Below are 13,869 nucleotides of genomic sequence, written 5' to 3'. Positions count from 1 at the left end.
GTCCGTCTTGTCCCCCCGGCGCGAATCGCCGGAACATCATAAGCTCTAACAATCAATAAGACACGAGCAAGGCCGAGCCATCCTTGCCGAACTTCGGCTTCACGCCCAGCACCGCTGCGGTGCGGGCGATGATATCGCGCACCATCGGCGCTGCGGAGGTGCCGGCGAGTGCCGCGCCATTGCCCTTGTCCGTCTTCGGTTCATCGATAAAGGTCAACACCACATATTGCGGATCGTCGATCGGGAAAGCTGACAGGAAGGCGTTGAAGTTCTTGTCGCGGACATAGCGGCCATTTACGACCTTGTCCGCCGTGCCGGTCTTGCCGCCGACGTTGAAACCGTCGACGCGCGCATTACGGCCCGATCCGTTCACACCATTCCACTCGAACAGGAAACGCATGTCCTTGCTGGTGGTGGGTTTCAGAACCTGCTTGGCCACCAGATCGGCCTGTTCGCGGGTGCGCGGCAGGAAGGTCGGCTCGATCAGCTTGCCGCCATTAACGAGCGCCGCGCCGGCAACCGCCGTCTGCAGCGGCGTCGTCGAAACACCGTGACCGAAGGAAATGGTGATGGAGTTGATCTTCTTCCATTCACGCGGCTGCGATGGCAGCGCCACCTCCGGCAATTCCGTCTGCATGCGGGTCAAAAGCCCGAGCTTCGTCAGAAATTCCTTGTGGCCTTCGGTACCGACAGTGTCGGCGATCTTGGCAGTGCCGATATTGGACGAAAACTGGAAGATTTCCGGCACCGACAAAACGCGGTTCTTGCCATGGAAGTCCTTGATGGTGAAACCGCCGATCCGGATCGGATAACGGGCATCGAAACTGTCACCCAGACGCACACGACCGGAATCGAGGCCCATGGCGATGGTGAAGGACTTGAAGGTCGATCCCATTTCGAACGTGCCGTTCGACATGCGGTTGAGCCAGCCTTCCTTTGCGCCTTCGGCCGGGTTGTTCGGATCGTAATCCGGCACCGAGGCCATGGCGAGAACTTCACCCGTATGCACGTCCAGCACCACGGCACCGGCACCGATTGCCTGGAATTTGGCGATCGCGGAGGTTACGACCTCACGCACGATGGACTGCACGCGCAGATCGATCGAAAGCTTTACCGGCTCCAGCGGTTGATCGCTGGTCATGCCAAGTGCCGTCAGATCGGCAAGTCCCTGATTGTCGACATATCGCTCCATACCCGCCACGCCGCGATTGTCGATGTTCACATGACCGACGACGTGGGCAGCCGTTGGCCCACCCGGATAGAACCGGCGTTTTTCCGGACGGAACCCCACACCGGGAATGCCGAGTGCGAGAATCTGGCTCTGCTGCTTGGGCGTCAACTGACGGCGCAGCCACTGGAAACGGGAATTGGAGGTGAGCTTCTGATAGGTGCCACGCTGATCGAGATCAGGCAGAACGGTGCGCAGCTTCTCGATCGCCTCGTCGATATCGACGATGCGATGCGGCTCGGCAAACAACGAGACGGTGCGGATGTCGGTGGCGAGAACCTCGCCATTGCGGTCGAGAAGGTCCGGGCGCGACGCCATCAACCGGTCTGCGGGCGCGATGCTCGAAACGGTTTCCTGTTCCGCCATGCCATATTGTACGAGACGCCCACCAACGACGGCATAAAAGGCCACGAAACCAAAAATGATCAGGCCAACCCGGCTTTTCGCCTGGGCAGCACGTTTCTTGCGGGCTCCCTCAAAAGCCGCATGATCGGTATAAACACCGGTGGTGCTGGCGGAAAAATGAGCCTTGCTCTTCAAAACCATGACGCGGGAGAGAAAAGACATCAGCGGTTCACCGATCCTGTTATCGTGTCATCCATGTCATCGGTTTCATCACCGGCGACGGCGGAGACGGCCGGAGCCGCTGGGGAACGGGAAACGCGGGCCCTCGGCGTCGGAACCGGGGCGCCATTGGCGGCTATCTGGCCTGCCGGCGGCGATTTCTTTTTGGTGGCCGCGCCAAGCGTCGCGCCCGGCTTGGAACCGTTGACGGCGGCGGCAATCACATCCTCGACGCTCATGCCTTCCGGCTCCGGCGGTTGCGGCAATTGCGAGCGCAGCATGGGCAACTCACGCGGCTGCGCCAATTGCGTCGGCAGCGTCGGCGAAAGGCCAAGCTCGTCCTGATAGGCATTGACGAGGCGATGCAGACGGTTCGGCTGCGTCAGGAGCGCCCAGTCGGCCCGCAACAGATCGATCGTATCCTTCTCGAGCTTGATTTCGGCCTCGAGCTTGCGGACCTCTTCGAGCTTCAGATCGGCCTTGTGCTTGATCGAATAGGTCACGACGGCCGCAGCAACCATGACCCCCATCAAGATGACATCGAAAGTGCGCAGCATATCAGCCTCCCATCTTTTCAAGGCTGGCGAGATCGGGAAGCTCGAAGATCGAAAAATCCGCCGCGCGCGCTGGCGCGGTCGTGCGCAGACCGGCCCGCAGCTTGGCTGACCGGGCACGCGGATTGAGTTCCGCCTCCGCGTCGCTGGCGGCGATCATCGGCTTGCCGATATTGTCGAAAATGGCCGGCTTGTCTTCGACCATCGGCAGATGCCGGGAACCGGCAGCCTTGCCGGAACGGTCGGAGAAGAATTTCTTGACGATGCGGTCTTCCAGCGAATGGAACGTGACGACAACCAGGCGACCACCGGGCTTCAGGGACCGCTCTGCAGCGAAAAGCGCCTGCGCCAACTCGCCGAGTTCATCATTGACGAAAACCCGAAGCGCCTGAAACACCCGAGTCGCGGGATGGATCTTGTCCTTCGCCTTGCGCGGCGTGACGATCTCGATGAGACCGGCGAGATCACGCGTGGTGCGGAAGGGCTCTTCCGCCCTCCTCTTCTCGATGGCGCGGGCAATGCGGCCCGGCTGCTTTTCCTCACCGAGAAAACCGAAAATACGAATCAGATCGCCGACCTTGGCACGATTGACGACATCCGCCGCCGAAACGCCGGACGCGGACATGCGCATATCAAGGGGACCGTTCTTCTGAAAGGAAAAGCCGCGCTCTGCCTCGTCGATCTGCATGGAGGAAACGCCGATATCAAGTACGACGCCGTCAAGGCCGCCCTCGGGCGCGTGCCTCGCCAGATCGGAAAATTGTGATTGAATGAGGTTTAACCTGCCGCCATTGGCGGCAACCATCGCCTGACCGCCAGCTATCGCGGTCGGATCGCGGTCGAGCGCGATGACATTGGCACCCTGATCGAGAATGGCCTGGGTGTAGCCGCCGGCACCAAAAGTGCCATCAAGGATGATCTTTCCGGATGCGGGTTCAAGCGCGGCGATAACTTCGCGAAGCAGGACAGGGATGTGACGCTGAGGTCCGCCATCGGCATCAGAAGATCGCCCACCAGAATTCGCCGCCATTCCGTGTCCCCGTCCTATGCGGGGCGAGCAGCCGAAAAACCGCGCCCCGCTCTTGCTTCCGCCTGCGCGCCCAAAAACGCCTGCGGTTGCCAAAGCTGAAAATGATCCGCCCGTCCGACGAAGGTGACCTCGGTGGATATGCCGGTAAATTCCCGCACGAAATCCGTCACCATCAACCGACCTTCCTGGTCGAGCTTCATGAAGACACCGCCGCCGTGAACCAGCAGCGACATCGCGTTCGCTTGCGGCGAGAAGGCATCCATCGACGCGATCTGCCGCTCGTAGCGCTCCAGCAAATCCGGACCGCCGATACTGATTGCCGGGAAAGCGAAATCCTGAAGGCAATAAAGCTCCTGGATACCGCGCCTCACCAGCACCGAACGAAACGGAGACGGAACCGAAACGCGCCCCTTGGCGTCGATCCTGTTCGTCACGTTCGATAAAAAGCGGTCCATTACTCAACTCGCCCAAACCGCAATCCGCCAGGCGAACCATCCGCCCCACAGACAACACCGGTACGCACGACACATCGCCAAGCGCCAGGGCAACATGCCCTGCAGCAGCCCCTTGCAGGCTCCTCACTCGTTTCAGCGATTGCGGGTCAAAAACACGACCCAGTGTGGTGTGTATTTGGGATATCATGGGACACTATGGGCGTCAATGGGAGAAGCCGGCACGATACCGACTTCGCATCGGAAATTCATAAGCCGTTAAGTTTAACGAATGGTTTACTTCGGGCGCACAGATGCGCTTTCACGGCACATGAAAATGCGGTGAAATTGACGTTTTTCTTTTTTGAAACAAGAGTGTGAATGAACGCCTCTGCGTTCCCACGCGATAGAACAAACACCAATATTCGAAAATACCGAAAATCAATCGGGCGAAGCGGCGACCGGTTCTCCTCGCCACAAGCTCTGCGCCTCTCCTTCGAACTCCTGACCTTTGACCAAGACGCGGAGAACAACCACATCATCGTGCTCTACGACAAAGGCTATGCTGGCACTTCGCTCAAAACCGATTATGCGCAGCCCTGATCGTACCTCATTGCGCACCGTGCCACGCTCGGGGAATACGTTCAGCGACGCGAGAAAAGCACCAACACGTTCAATATACCGATCCGCCGTGACAGCTGAGCCAGATTTGCGAATAACATAGCTATGGATTTGCACCAGATCGGTTTGCGCTTCAGGGGACAAACGCACGACGTAATATTTCATTGAAGCAATTCCAGCAAAAATCTGCAGCAGCTTTGCATTATGAATTATTTAAAAAACAAGGAGTTGAAGTGGAAATATGCTACGTGCGCCCTTCGCCCTTGGCGATCCGCGCCTTCACCTCAGCCATACCTTCATTGAGCGGCTTCGCACGGTTCGGGTCGGCTTTGTGAGCATCGTATGCGGCTGCGACCTCTTCCTGCAGCCAACGCTCCACAGCTGCATCGCGTGCGACTAGGGTGCGCAGGCCATCACGAATAACTTCGCTTTCCGTCGCATATTCACCAGAGGCTACTTTTGCCTTGACCATCTCGGCCATATCCAGAGGAAGAGTGATACTGAAAGCCTGAGTAGTGCGCATGGTTCTGCCTTTCGTTCCTACGCCTTTCATATCACGGCATATGATTTAATCATACACGTTCGCGCATTGGTCAAAGCGACCCGGCATCCAAGAGGATCGCTGCATATATTGAGGAAAATTCGCCAGTTGGCCTGTAAGCCGGGTTCTGTATGGCCCCGGTTTGACCCGGAACGTGGCAGCCATTCATCTGGGACGGCATTTACATGCCGCCTCTCGCAACCCACCCGGATGACGGACCCGGAAACCGGCTGTAAACGGGCTTTCGCCCATCCCGTGTCATCCCTATTCGGTCTTGCTCCCGGTGGGGTTTACCTTGCCACCACTGTCACCAGCGGCGCGGTGGGCTCTTACCCCACCCTTTCACCCTTACCATGCAAAGCATGGCGGTTTGCTCTCTGTGGCACTTTCCCTGGGGTCGCCCCCGCCGGACGTTATCCGGCACCGTATTTCCGTGGAGCCCGGACTTTCCTCACCTTACCGTCTTTCGACATTGGTAAAGCGCGGCTGCCCGGCCAACTGGCATGGGCTCCATAACCATGTTCCGGAGCGAAAGCCACCGAAAAGCGTAATCAAGGATCAAAGAAATGCCGGCGTGAAATCCGTTGTGAAAGCACGATCGGTGATTTTTCCATCCCGCAGCAGCGTGGCACCCAGCCGCCCGATCTCGTCGGAACTCTTCGCCGCGGTGCCATTGCCGCCGGTGAGAACCGCGATACGCGGTGAGGCGGTAAAACCGATGGCGGGATAACCACTCCGGGTTTTGGAGACGACGCAGGCGGCCATCGAGACACGCGAGAGATCGACGGAAGGTACCAGTGTTTCGACGATGGCCGACAGATGATCCCGCACGCTTTCACGTCCGCCGGACCGGAACCATTCCCGGATTTCCGGGTCGCTGCCGACCGCCTTGTCGTCGGGATCACCGCCGATTTTCAGATAGAACTTGCCATCGGGATAACGCACCGGCGGCAGAAGATAGATATGTTTCGTGGTGTCGCGCGGCTCGTAGATCAGCGACGGCATAGCCGCATATTGCCCAAGATCGGCTTCATCAATCTCGAAGAAGGCGACGGTCCGCGCATAGACATTGAGCGCGACCGGCTGTGGCAGCAGGTCTTTCGCGATCGAGAAACCGCCGGCCGCCACCAGCACTCGGTCTGCGGTATAAACCGCACCGGAAGCCGTCCGCACCGATGCCCGGCCATCCTCTTCCCGCGTCGAGACGACGATATCGTCGATCAGCGTAACGCCGGCCTTTTCCGCCAGAACCGCCTGCGCCTTCACCAGCGCACGTGGATTGACGTATCCGGCATTGTCCCTTTCGAAGACGCCTTCGCAGCCCGGCTCGAAAGAGAAATAGGGAAACCGGCTTTTCAGGTTTTCGCCATCCAGCAATTCCGTCGAAACACCGAGCCGCGACGCCGCTTTGGAAACATCATCGATAAAGGGATTGTCGCCGCCCCGCTGAGGCCCCACCATCAGGCAACCGACCGGCGCGTAAAATTCCACGCCGCTTTTCGCGGCAATATCGGCATAACGCGCAATCGAGCGGTTGGCGAGCAGCGCCCAGTCGGCATCACCATCGATGGTGCGGGTAATCCGCGCTTCATCATAGTGACTGGCAAAAACACCCTGATGTGATTTGATATCGGCAGGTTCTCCGGGGCCGATCAGCGCCACGCCATCCACCGTTTCCGCCAGATGGCGGGCGGCGGCGGCACCCATCATGCCGCGACCAACGACGATATAGTTGAAATGTCCCGACATGCTGCCCTCTTCATCCGCCCTGTTCAGTAGCAACCTTGTAGCCGCTTCGCAGAAGGATGTCAGACGAAAACCGGCGACATTTCGGCCGCGAACTCATCCTCGGTCAGTTGACCACTCGCAAGCAGCACTGCGCCCAGCCGCCCGATCTCATCCGAAGACTTGGCGGAGACGAAATTGCCACCCGTCAGAACTGCGATATTGGAGGATTGCGTATAGCCTATATAGGGATAACCGCTGCGGGTAATGGATGCGACACAGGAGCCGGAGGTCACGGGGCAGCCGGCAAGTTCGGGCATCAGCGACAGGGCCTTCCTCGTCAGGAATTCCACCTCACCCGGCGTGCCGTCGGAATGGAACCAGTCCACCGCCTCGGCCAGTGTCTCAAGCCTGCCCTTCTCGCTTTCGCCGCCGATCTTCAGATAGACCTTGCCATCGGGATACCGCACGGGCGGCAGGATGTAGACGATGTCGTCCTCCGTCTCCGCCAGCACGATGGTCGACGGCATGGCGCCGAATATCGCCTGTCTTGCCTCATCCAGTTCGAAAAATACGATGGTGCGACCGGTGGCCGCCATATCGACCGGGGAAGGCAAAAGCTCAGCCATGTTGGTGAAACCGCCTGCGGCCACGATGACCTTTTCAGCGGTATGAACAGTACCTTCCCGCGTTACCACCTCGACACCGCGGGAGGTATCGCGAACATGCGCCGCGGTCTCGCGCACCAGATGCGTACCCTGCGCCCAGGCAATCGAGCACTGCCCCTTTACCAAGGCGCGGGGATTGATATGGCCGGCGTTACGGGCCTCGAAGCTGCCACCGTGATCGGCGGGCAGCGAGAACATCGGAAACCGGCCAGCCAGCGCGTCGGTGCCGAGCGTTTCCACACCAAGACCGAGACGGTTGGCAGAGGAGAGCGCCCGCGACACATAATCTCCGGCAAGCCCCTTGCCGTTCCCGGTGAACAGGCAGCCCGATTCGGTAAAGAAACGGATGCCGCTTTTGGCTTCGATCTCCGCATAACGGCGGATCGAACGTTGCGCCAGTTCCGCCCAGACCGGATCACCGTCAAACCCACGGGTGATGCGCGCTTCGTCGTAGTGGCTCGAAAACACGCCTTTATGGGTCTTGCGATCGGCGGGCTCGGCCGGCCCGATCAGCGCAACGCCATCCGTTTGCGCCGAAAGGTGCCGCGCCGCGGCCGCACCCATCATCCCGGCCCCGACCACGATATATTTGAAATCCGGCATGACATGCTCCGTATCAGATTTATTCCTGACTACAGCATGCCCGCACGAACCGGAATCGCTTTTCGCAAAAGCCGTGGGCGTTGTCGGATTTCCGGGCGGAAAAATCGGTTCAGCTTTTTCAGGCAATGCTTCCTGAAAAGATCCGCGCAGACCTCAGCTGGCCAGCAGCGCCTGCACCTTGCCGCAATAACGCTTGGACACCGGGTTCATCCGTGTGGCGCCATGGCCGGCATTGTAACGCAGGATCGTGCTGCACACCTGCCCGCCGCCAAGCTGGTGGGCGGTCGCCAGATATTGCATGCCCCAGCGAATATTGGTCTCGGGATCGTAGAGCGCTTTTGTCGTGCCGCGAAAGCCCATCATGCGCGCCGTTGCCGGCTTGATCTGCATCAGCCCGACCTCGCCTGCGCTGCCGCGAGCCTTGGGGTTGAACTTGCTTTCCACCGAAACCACGGCATGCGCCAGATTGGTGGGAACGCCATAACGCTTGGCATATTTGACGATCAGATCGGAATAGTCGTTCTTCAGCGACGCAGGCAGACTCTTTTCCGGAATGGGATAACCGGGCTTGCGGAAGAAGGTCTCCATCGTCACGGTTTTGGTCTTCACGTCCTCGTCTTTGGCAAAAGCAATCCCCGCCTGTGAAGCGAGCATAACAACGCCCGCCGCAACAGCAACAACAACCCTGTTCATATGTAGAAAAAGTCTCCAGATCGGATGACTGAACCAATGAAGCGACACAAATATTCAGCGCCCGGAAAGTCGATCGCGACCTTCCGCAGTCCAGTCTCCTTGATTGATATTGACGGCTGGTTCCCCTGAAGAACGACACCGCATGCAGTGCTGTTCTTAAACTTCCTCAATGCGGATTAACTGTGGCACATCAAAAAAAGCGACTTGAACGCCCGGAAAACGGGGAACTATTTTCCAGAATCCGCGTTTAGGCGGCCGAAAATTTCGGCAGGCTGGCAATCAACCGGTGAAGCGTGTCGATGGTGGAAAAATCCGCGATGCCATCCACCAGAGCCGGGCGGAAATGCCGCTGGAAGGCAGCAACGGCACCTTCGGTCTTTTCGCAATAAGCGCCTGTTATTTCAACGCCATATCCGTAAATGGACAGCATCGACTGAAGTGCTTCCACCGGCTGCCCGTGGTCACCGCGCTGGAAAAAGCGCCCGCCGCGGATCGGCGCAGGCTCCACCCAGTGGCCGACACCGTTCTGCGACAGGATGTCCCACGGGAATTTTTCGCCCGGATCGACCTTGCGGACAGGCGCTACGTCCGAATGGGCAAGCACCCGTTCAGGCGCAATATTCCAGCGCTGGCCGCAATCGCGACACAATTCGATGACCGCAGCCACCTGTTTTCCAGGGAATTCCGGCAGGCCGCCGGGGTGACCCTGATTGGCGATTTCGATGCCGATGGAGCGGGAATTGATGTCTTGATCCCCTGCCCAGGTGCTTTTGCCCGCATGCCAGGCGCGACGGCCTTCCGGCACCATCTGGATGACGCGGCCGTCCTCGAAGACGAAGTAGTGGCTGGAGACCTGGCTTTCGGGGTTGCGGAGCCACGACAGTGCGCCGTCCGACGTCGTCATGCCGGTATAATGCAGAAGAATGATATCGGGACCGGCCACATCAAGTCTTTCGCCATGGTTAGGCGACGGCGCAACGGCTGCGCCCGGAAAATCCGGGGTAAAATCCGGCAGACATTCACTCATGCGACGCGGCGTTCTTTCTCGATGGCCGCATAGGCGGCATTGAGAGCCGCCATACGCTCATTGGCGGCAGCATGCAATTCCATCGGCACGCCGCGCGCAATCAGCTTGTCGGGATGGTGTTCGGCAACCAGCGAACGGTAACGCTTGCGAATATCCAGGAAGTCGTCCGAGGGCGAAACGCCAAGCACGCGATAAGGATCGCGTCCGTCCATATGGACATGCCGCGCCATGATCGTTTCGAAGTGGTCTTCGGTGATATGGAATATCTCGGCGATACGGCCAAGGAAGGCCAGTTCCCGCTCGTGGATCAGCCCATCGGCCTTGGCGATATGGAACAGTCCGTCGATGACGCTTTCCAGCATCTCGCAATTGTCGTGCCCGGAACCGCAGAGACCGGCCAGCCGCTCGGCATAGGCTTCGTAACCGGCAACGTCCTGACGGGCGAGATTGTAAAGACGGGCAACGTTTCGCGCTTCTTCTTCGGGAAAATCGAAGATTTGCCGGAAGGCACGCACCTCGGCGTCGTTGACGACGCCATCAGCCTTCGCCATCTTGGCGGAGAGTGCGATAATCGCTACGGAAAAGGAAACCTTGCGCCGCGTCTCCGGGTCTCCCTCAAAGAGGGTGCGGATGGCTTCAACCACGCGCCCAAGCGCACCACCTGCCGCGTCGCCGATTGCGCCGAGCAGCCGCTCCCACAGGGATGAAATTTGCAGACAGGCAAAATCGAACATCATGCCGTCAAGCATGACGGGATATTGCCGTGAATGCAATATGTCCGGCAGTGCGGCGGCATTAACTTTTATTCATCTTTGCGACAGTTTTGCTTCAGGAACAAGAGCGGGGCAAACAGCACGCCCGGGGTTTTCCACAGGTGCCGCAAGCGGATACAGGCAGCTGGTGGCCTCGATGCGGATTGAAACGATTATATTCGGCCAGTTTCCTCAAGCCGCTGAAAAGCCGCGAGAAATCGGCGTTTTTCTTGATAAATTCACTTTACACCTACACGCGGCTGTCGCATCCATTTGCCAGACATGTCTTTGAGTTTATGCAAAAAGGAGAGCCATGATGGCCAAACAGAAAGTCGCAATGCTGACCGCGGGTGGCCTTGCGCCCTGTCTCTCTTCGGCCGTCGGCGGCCTGATCGAGCGCTATAACGACATTGCGCCTGAAATCGACATCGTGGCCTATCGCTCCGGTTATCAGGGCGTGCTTCTGGGCGATCGCATCGAGATCACCAGGGACATGCGTGAAAAGGCCCCTTTGCTGCACCGTTATGGCGGCTCGCCGATCGGCAACAGCCGCGTCAAGCTTACCAATGCTGCCGATTGCGCCAAGCGCGGCCTGGTCAAGGAAGGCGACAATCCGCTTCGCGTCGCCGCCGAACGGCTGGCCGCTGACGGCATCACCATTCTCCACACCATCGGCGGTGACGACACCAATACGACGGCCGCGGACCTCGCCGCCTATCTCGGCGCCAATGGTTACGACCTCACCGTCGTCGGCCTGCCGAAGACCGTGGACAATGACGTGGTGCCGATCAAGCAGTCTCTCGGCGCCTGGACCGCTGCCGAAGTTGGCGCGTCGTTCTTCGACAATGTCAGCAACGAACAGAGCGCTGCGCCGAAGACTTTCGTCATCCATGAAGTCATGGGCCGCCATTGCGGCTGGCTGACGGCGGCAACCGCCCGCGCCTATATCCAGAAGACCAGCGGCAATGAATATGTCGAAGGCCTGATGATGAACACGCAGATGAAGAACATCGACGGCATCTACCTGCCGGAAATGGCCTTCGACATAGAAGCGGAAGCCGAACGCCTGAAGGCGATCATGGACAGACACGGCTACGTTACGCTGTTTGTTTCCGAAGGTGCCGGCCTGGATTCCATCGTTGCCGAACGGGAAGCCTCGGGCGAAGCCGTCAAGCGCGACGCCTTCGGCCATGTGAAGATCGACACCATCAATGTCGGCGGCTGGTTCCAGAAGCAGTTCGCCGGCCTCATCGGCGCAGAACGCTCCATGGTGCAGAAGTCAGGCTATTTCGCCCGCTCCGCGCCGGCCAATGGCGATGATCTGCGCCTCATCCAGGGCATGGTCGATCTCGCCGTCGAAAGCGCGCTCAACAAGGTCTCCGGCGTCACCGGCCATGACGAAGACCAGAACGGCAAATTGCGGACCATCGAGTTTCCGCGTATCAAGGGTGGAAAGCATTTCGACCTTTCTGCAAAATGGTTTACCGAAGTGATGGAACACGTCGGTCAACCGTTCACAGCGGCCTAATTTTACGATAGGCTAATTAATGCGGTGACAGGGAGGGCAAGGAGGAAGAGAATGTCTGGACAGGCCTGGCTGATTTTTTGTGCAGCATGTGCCGTTGTGTTCGCACTTCCCTCCCCACTTGTATTCTCTGTCGCCTCCTATGCCGCCATCCGCGGCAAAAAAACCATCTTCGCCTCCGTCAGCGGCGGGGCGCTCGGCATCGTCACGGCCATGACGATTTCGGCCATTCCGGTGGCCGGTCTGGCTTATCTGCCGCAATCCTTCTTAGGCATAGTACAATGGGCCGGCATCGGCTGGCTGATGCTGTTCCTGTTGTGGACTTTTGCGACACCCGCCGCCCAGGCGGCCAATGCCGATAACGACAATCTGCCGGGCAAATCATGGAGTGGCATTTTCCGCGATTGTTACGCCATTGCCGCGTTGCGCCCGCGTTACTTCACATTCTTTCTGGCGCTGTTGCCGCAATTCATTTCCACCTCCGGTAACGCCGTGGAAACACTGGCGGTGGCGCAGGCCGCAATCCTGCTTCTGGCACTTGCCGTTCTCACCGCACAGGCGCTGTTTGCCGGCTCCACACTGGCGCTGGTGCGCCGCATGTCGGGCGAGAAAAAAATCCGGCCAAAGTACCGCACGCACTTCATTTCCGGCCGCGCCGTCAGCGCCGGTTACAGGCGCATTGCAGCCTGAAAAACCGCGATGCCACGTCCCGGCTTGCCGCTATCCTTACAATAGGTTAATGAAGGCTCGACGGGACACTGCCTGCTTCGCTTGACGCGGGGGTATCGAGAGACAGGCATAACGAAGGCGGCAACATGCGAAATTCGGGCAAATTCCGCGGAAGAAGTGCACTTCTTCTGTCTTCCACCGTGGGTCTGGCATTGGCATTAAGCGGCTGTACCAGCGTCGAATATACCGCGAAGGAAGGTCCGAACGGCCCGAAAATCGCAACAGTCAACCCCGCGACCGCACCCGCCCAGGCATCGACGCAGACGGCGGCAGCCGAAACGGTACCCGGCGCAACAGCCGCCACACCGGCGACCCAGACCGCTGATGCGGCAACCTCTTCCCAGCCTGCAGCACTTCCCACCGCAGTCGCCGTCAAGGGCGGACGCGTGGCCCTGCCGCCGGCCTCTGAAATCGCAGCGGCCGCCGCCATTAGCGCGCAGATGCAGCCGCAGCAGAATGAAGTGGCTCAAGCCGCGGTGATGACATCCGCGCCGACCACGGTCGCGGCTCTCGCACCGACAGGCGTCACTCCGGCAGCAGCCGCGATTGAAACCGCTGGTGCAGCGGCACAGCCGACCATCCACAACGCCGCAGCCGATCTGCCGCAGGTCGTTGCCGTGAAGGGCAGCTTCCCGCCCGCGCCGCCGCCGCCCGGTACGCCCTCCATCGGCACGGAACTGACGGCGGAGCGGAAAGTCATTCCGCTGCCGAAGCCCGACAGCACGGTTCTCGCCTACGCCTCCGGCCCCACAAACGCTGCCCTTGCCGCCATCCGGCAGAACGAAGCGATGACCACGCCGCTCAAAGCGGCACCGGCCGGGCGCGAAAAGCTGAGCGGGCTGATTTCCAAATATGCCGTCATGTATAATGTGCCGGAAGATCTGGTTCACCGCGTGGTGCAGCGTGAAAGCATGTATAATCCCGGCGCCTATAACAGCGGCAACTTCGGCCTGATGCAGATCAGGCACGCCACGGCCCGCTCCATGGGCTTTGATGGCCCTGCCTCCGGTCTGTTCGATGCCGAAACCAACCTAAAATACGCCGTCAAATATCTGAGCGGCGCATGGGTGGTGGCCGATAACAACCGCGACAACGCGGTCCGTCTTTATGCCCGCGGTTATTATTACGATGCCAAGCGCAAGGGCATGCTGCACGTTCTGCGGAAATAATAGCTCCGG

Annotated in this window: 15 protein-coding genes and 1 other RNA gene; 4 read left to right on the top strand and 12 right to left on the bottom strand. The window is 59.3% G+C overall.

Annotated elements, in window-relative coordinates; genetic code table 11:
• Positions 1 to 52 precede the first annotated feature (52 nt).
• From M0412_RS02355 to M0412_RS02300, 12 genes are all read right to left on the bottom strand, one after another.
• Positions 53 to 1,795 (bottom strand): penicillin-binding protein 2, encoded by a 1,743-nt coding sequence (locus M0412_RS02355; RefSeq protein WP_142840277.1) that lies wholly within the window; start codon positions 1,793 to 1,795, stop codon positions 53 to 55.
• Positions 1,795 to 2,349 (bottom strand): hypothetical protein, encoded by a 555-nt coding sequence (locus M0412_RS02350; RefSeq protein WP_269703162.1) that lies wholly within the window; start codon positions 2,347 to 2,349, stop codon positions 1,795 to 1,797. The genes M0412_RS02355 and M0412_RS02350 overlap by 1 nt, the downstream gene beginning before the upstream one ends.
• A gap of 1 nt (position 2,350) precedes the next feature.
• Positions 2,351 to 3,376, bottom strand: a complete 1,026-nt coding sequence (gene rsmH / locus M0412_RS02345) for a 16S rRNA (cytosine(1402)-N(4))-methyltransferase RsmH (RefSeq protein ID WP_269703164.1) — start codon at positions 3,374 to 3,376, stop codon at positions 2,351 to 2,353.
• Between the two features lie 14 nt (positions 3,377 to 3,390).
• The gene (gene mraZ, locus M0412_RS02340) at positions 3,391 to 3,831 is read right to left on the bottom strand and encodes a division/cell wall cluster transcriptional repressor MraZ (protein ID WP_142840279.1); all 441 of its coding nucleotides are present in this window, start codon (positions 3,829 to 3,831) and stop codon (positions 3,391 to 3,393) included.
• 417 nt (positions 3,832 to 4,248) lie between these two features.
• Positions 4,249 to 4,593, bottom strand: a complete 345-nt coding sequence (locus M0412_RS02335) for a type II toxin-antitoxin system RelE/ParE family toxin (RefSeq protein ID WP_269703166.1) — start codon at positions 4,591 to 4,593, stop codon at positions 4,249 to 4,251.
• 79 nt (positions 4,594 to 4,672) lie between these two features.
• The gene (locus tag M0412_RS02330) at positions 4,673 to 4,951 is read right to left on the bottom strand and encodes a type II toxin-antitoxin system ParD family antitoxin (RefSeq protein ID WP_142840281.1); all 279 of its coding nucleotides are present in this window, start codon (positions 4,949 to 4,951) and stop codon (positions 4,673 to 4,675) included.
• A gap of 118 nt (positions 4,952 to 5,069) precedes the next feature.
• Positions 5,070 to 5,471, bottom strand: an RNA gene (gene rnpB, locus M0412_RS02325) — RNase P RNA component class A.
• A gap of 56 nt (positions 5,472 to 5,527) precedes the next feature.
• Positions 5,528 to 6,718: an FAD-binding oxidoreductase gene (locus M0412_RS02320; RefSeq protein WP_269703169.1), complete on the bottom strand. Its 1,191-nt coding sequence runs from the start codon at positions 6,716 to 6,718 to the stop codon at positions 5,528 to 5,530.
• A gap of 59 nt (positions 6,719 to 6,777) precedes the next feature.
• Entirely contained in the window at positions 6,778 to 7,965 is a 1,188-nt protein-coding gene (locus M0412_RS02315; RefSeq protein ID WP_269703171.1) for an FAD-dependent oxidoreductase, read from the bottom strand.
• Positions 7,966 to 8,118: 153 nt separating this feature from the next.
• Positions 8,119 to 8,658, bottom strand: coding sequence for a lytic transglycosylase domain-containing protein (locus M0412_RS02310; protein ID WP_269703173.1), 540 nt, complete (start codon positions 8,656 to 8,658; stop codon positions 8,119 to 8,121).
• A 247-nt stretch (positions 8,659 to 8,905) separates the two neighbouring features.
• On the bottom strand, positions 8,906 to 9,685 hold the full coding sequence (locus M0412_RS02305) for an N-acetylmuramoyl-L-alanine amidase (protein ID WP_269703198.1): 780 nt from the start codon (positions 9,683 to 9,685) through the stop codon (positions 8,906 to 8,908).
• The gene (locus M0412_RS02300; RefSeq protein ID WP_035220735.1) at positions 9,682 to 10,422 is read right to left on the bottom strand and encodes a DnaJ family molecular chaperone; all 741 of its coding nucleotides are present in this window, start codon (positions 10,420 to 10,422) and stop codon (positions 9,682 to 9,684) included. The genes M0412_RS02305 and M0412_RS02300 overlap by 4 nt, the downstream gene beginning before the upstream one ends.
• Positions 10,423 to 10,459: 37 nt before the next feature.
• Between M0412_RS02300 and M0412_RS02295 the strand changes: the two genes are divergently transcribed.
• From M0412_RS02295 to M0412_RS02280, 4 genes are all read left to right on the top strand, one after another.
• Entirely contained in the window at positions 10,460 to 10,729 is a 270-nt protein-coding gene (locus M0412_RS02295; RefSeq protein WP_269703200.1) for a hypothetical protein, read from the top strand.
• Positions 10,730 to 10,753: 24 nt separating this feature from the next.
• Positions 10,754 to 11,965, top strand: coding sequence for a pyrophosphate--fructose-6-phosphate 1-phosphotransferase (locus M0412_RS02290; protein WP_269703202.1), 1,212 nt, complete (start codon positions 10,754 to 10,756; stop codon positions 11,963 to 11,965).
• Positions 11,966 to 12,016: 51 nt separating this feature from the next.
• Entirely contained in the window at positions 12,017 to 12,652 is a 636-nt protein-coding gene (locus M0412_RS02285; RefSeq protein ID WP_269703204.1) for a LysE family translocator, read from the top strand.
• A 125-nt stretch (positions 12,653 to 12,777) separates the two neighbouring features.
• Positions 12,778 to 13,860 (top strand): transglycosylase SLT domain-containing protein, encoded by a 1,083-nt coding sequence (locus M0412_RS02280; protein ID WP_269703206.1) that lies wholly within the window; start codon positions 12,778 to 12,780, stop codon positions 13,858 to 13,860.
• The last annotated feature ends 9 nt before the right edge of the window (positions 13,861 to 13,869 follow it).

The sequence above is a fragment of the Agrobacterium sp. O3.4 genome, assembly GCF_041414895.1.
In the GTDB taxonomy this organism is placed as follows: domain Bacteria; phylum Pseudomonadota; class Alphaproteobacteria; order Rhizobiales; family Rhizobiaceae; genus Agrobacterium; species Agrobacterium cucumeris.
This window is presented reverse-complemented; position numbering and strand designations above follow the sequence as displayed.

Coding starts and splice junctions, on each gene's coding strand:
- M0412_RS02355 (WP_142840277.1), bottom strand. CDS start 1,795: ATGTCTTTTCTCTCCCGCGTCATGGTTTTGAAGAGCAAGGCTCATTTT.
- M0412_RS02350 (WP_269703162.1), bottom strand. CDS start 2,349: ATGCTGCGCACTTTCGATGTCATCTTGATGGGGGTCATGGTTGCTGCG.
- rsmH (WP_269703164.1), bottom strand. CDS start 3,376: ATGGCGGCGAATTCTGGTGGGCGATCTTCTGATGCCGATGGCGGACCT.
- mraZ (WP_142840279.1), bottom strand. CDS start 3,831: ATGGACCGCTTTTTATCGAACGTGACGAACAGGATCGACGCCAAGGGG.
- M0412_RS02335 (WP_269703166.1), bottom strand. CDS start 4,593: ATGAAATATTACGTCGTGCGTTTGTCCCCTGAAGCGCAAACCGATCTG.
- M0412_RS02330 (WP_142840281.1), bottom strand. CDS start 4,951: ATGCGCACTACTCAGGCTTTCAGTATCACTCTTCCTCTGGATATGGCC.
- M0412_RS02320 (WP_269703169.1), bottom strand. CDS start 6,718: ATGTCGGGACATTTCAACTATATCGTCGTTGGTCGCGGCATGATGGGT.
- M0412_RS02315 (WP_269703171.1), bottom strand. CDS start 7,965: ATGCCGGATTTCAAATATATCGTGGTCGGGGCCGGGATGATGGGTGCG.
- M0412_RS02310 (WP_269703173.1), bottom strand. CDS start 8,658: ATGAACAGGGTTGTTGTTGCTGTTGCGGCGGGCGTTGTTATGCTCGCT.
- M0412_RS02305 (WP_269703198.1), bottom strand. CDS start 9,685: ATGAGTGAATGTCTGCCGGATTTTACCCCGGATTTTCCGGGCGCAGCC.
- M0412_RS02300 (WP_035220735.1), bottom strand. CDS start 10,422: ATGATGTTCGATTTTGCCTGTCTGCAAATTTCATCCCTGTGGGAGCGG.
- M0412_RS02295 (WP_269703200.1), top strand. CDS start 10,460: ATGTCCGGCAGTGCGGCGGCATTAACTTTTATTCATCTTTGCGACAGT.
- M0412_RS02290 (WP_269703202.1), top strand. CDS start 10,754: ATGGCCAAACAGAAAGTCGCAATGCTGACCGCGGGTGGCCTTGCGCCC.
- M0412_RS02285 (WP_269703204.1), top strand. CDS start 12,017: ATGTCTGGACAGGCCTGGCTGATTTTTTGTGCAGCATGTGCCGTTGTG.
- M0412_RS02280 (WP_269703206.1), top strand. CDS start 12,778: ATGCGAAATTCGGGCAAATTCCGCGGAAGAAGTGCACTTCTTCTGTCT.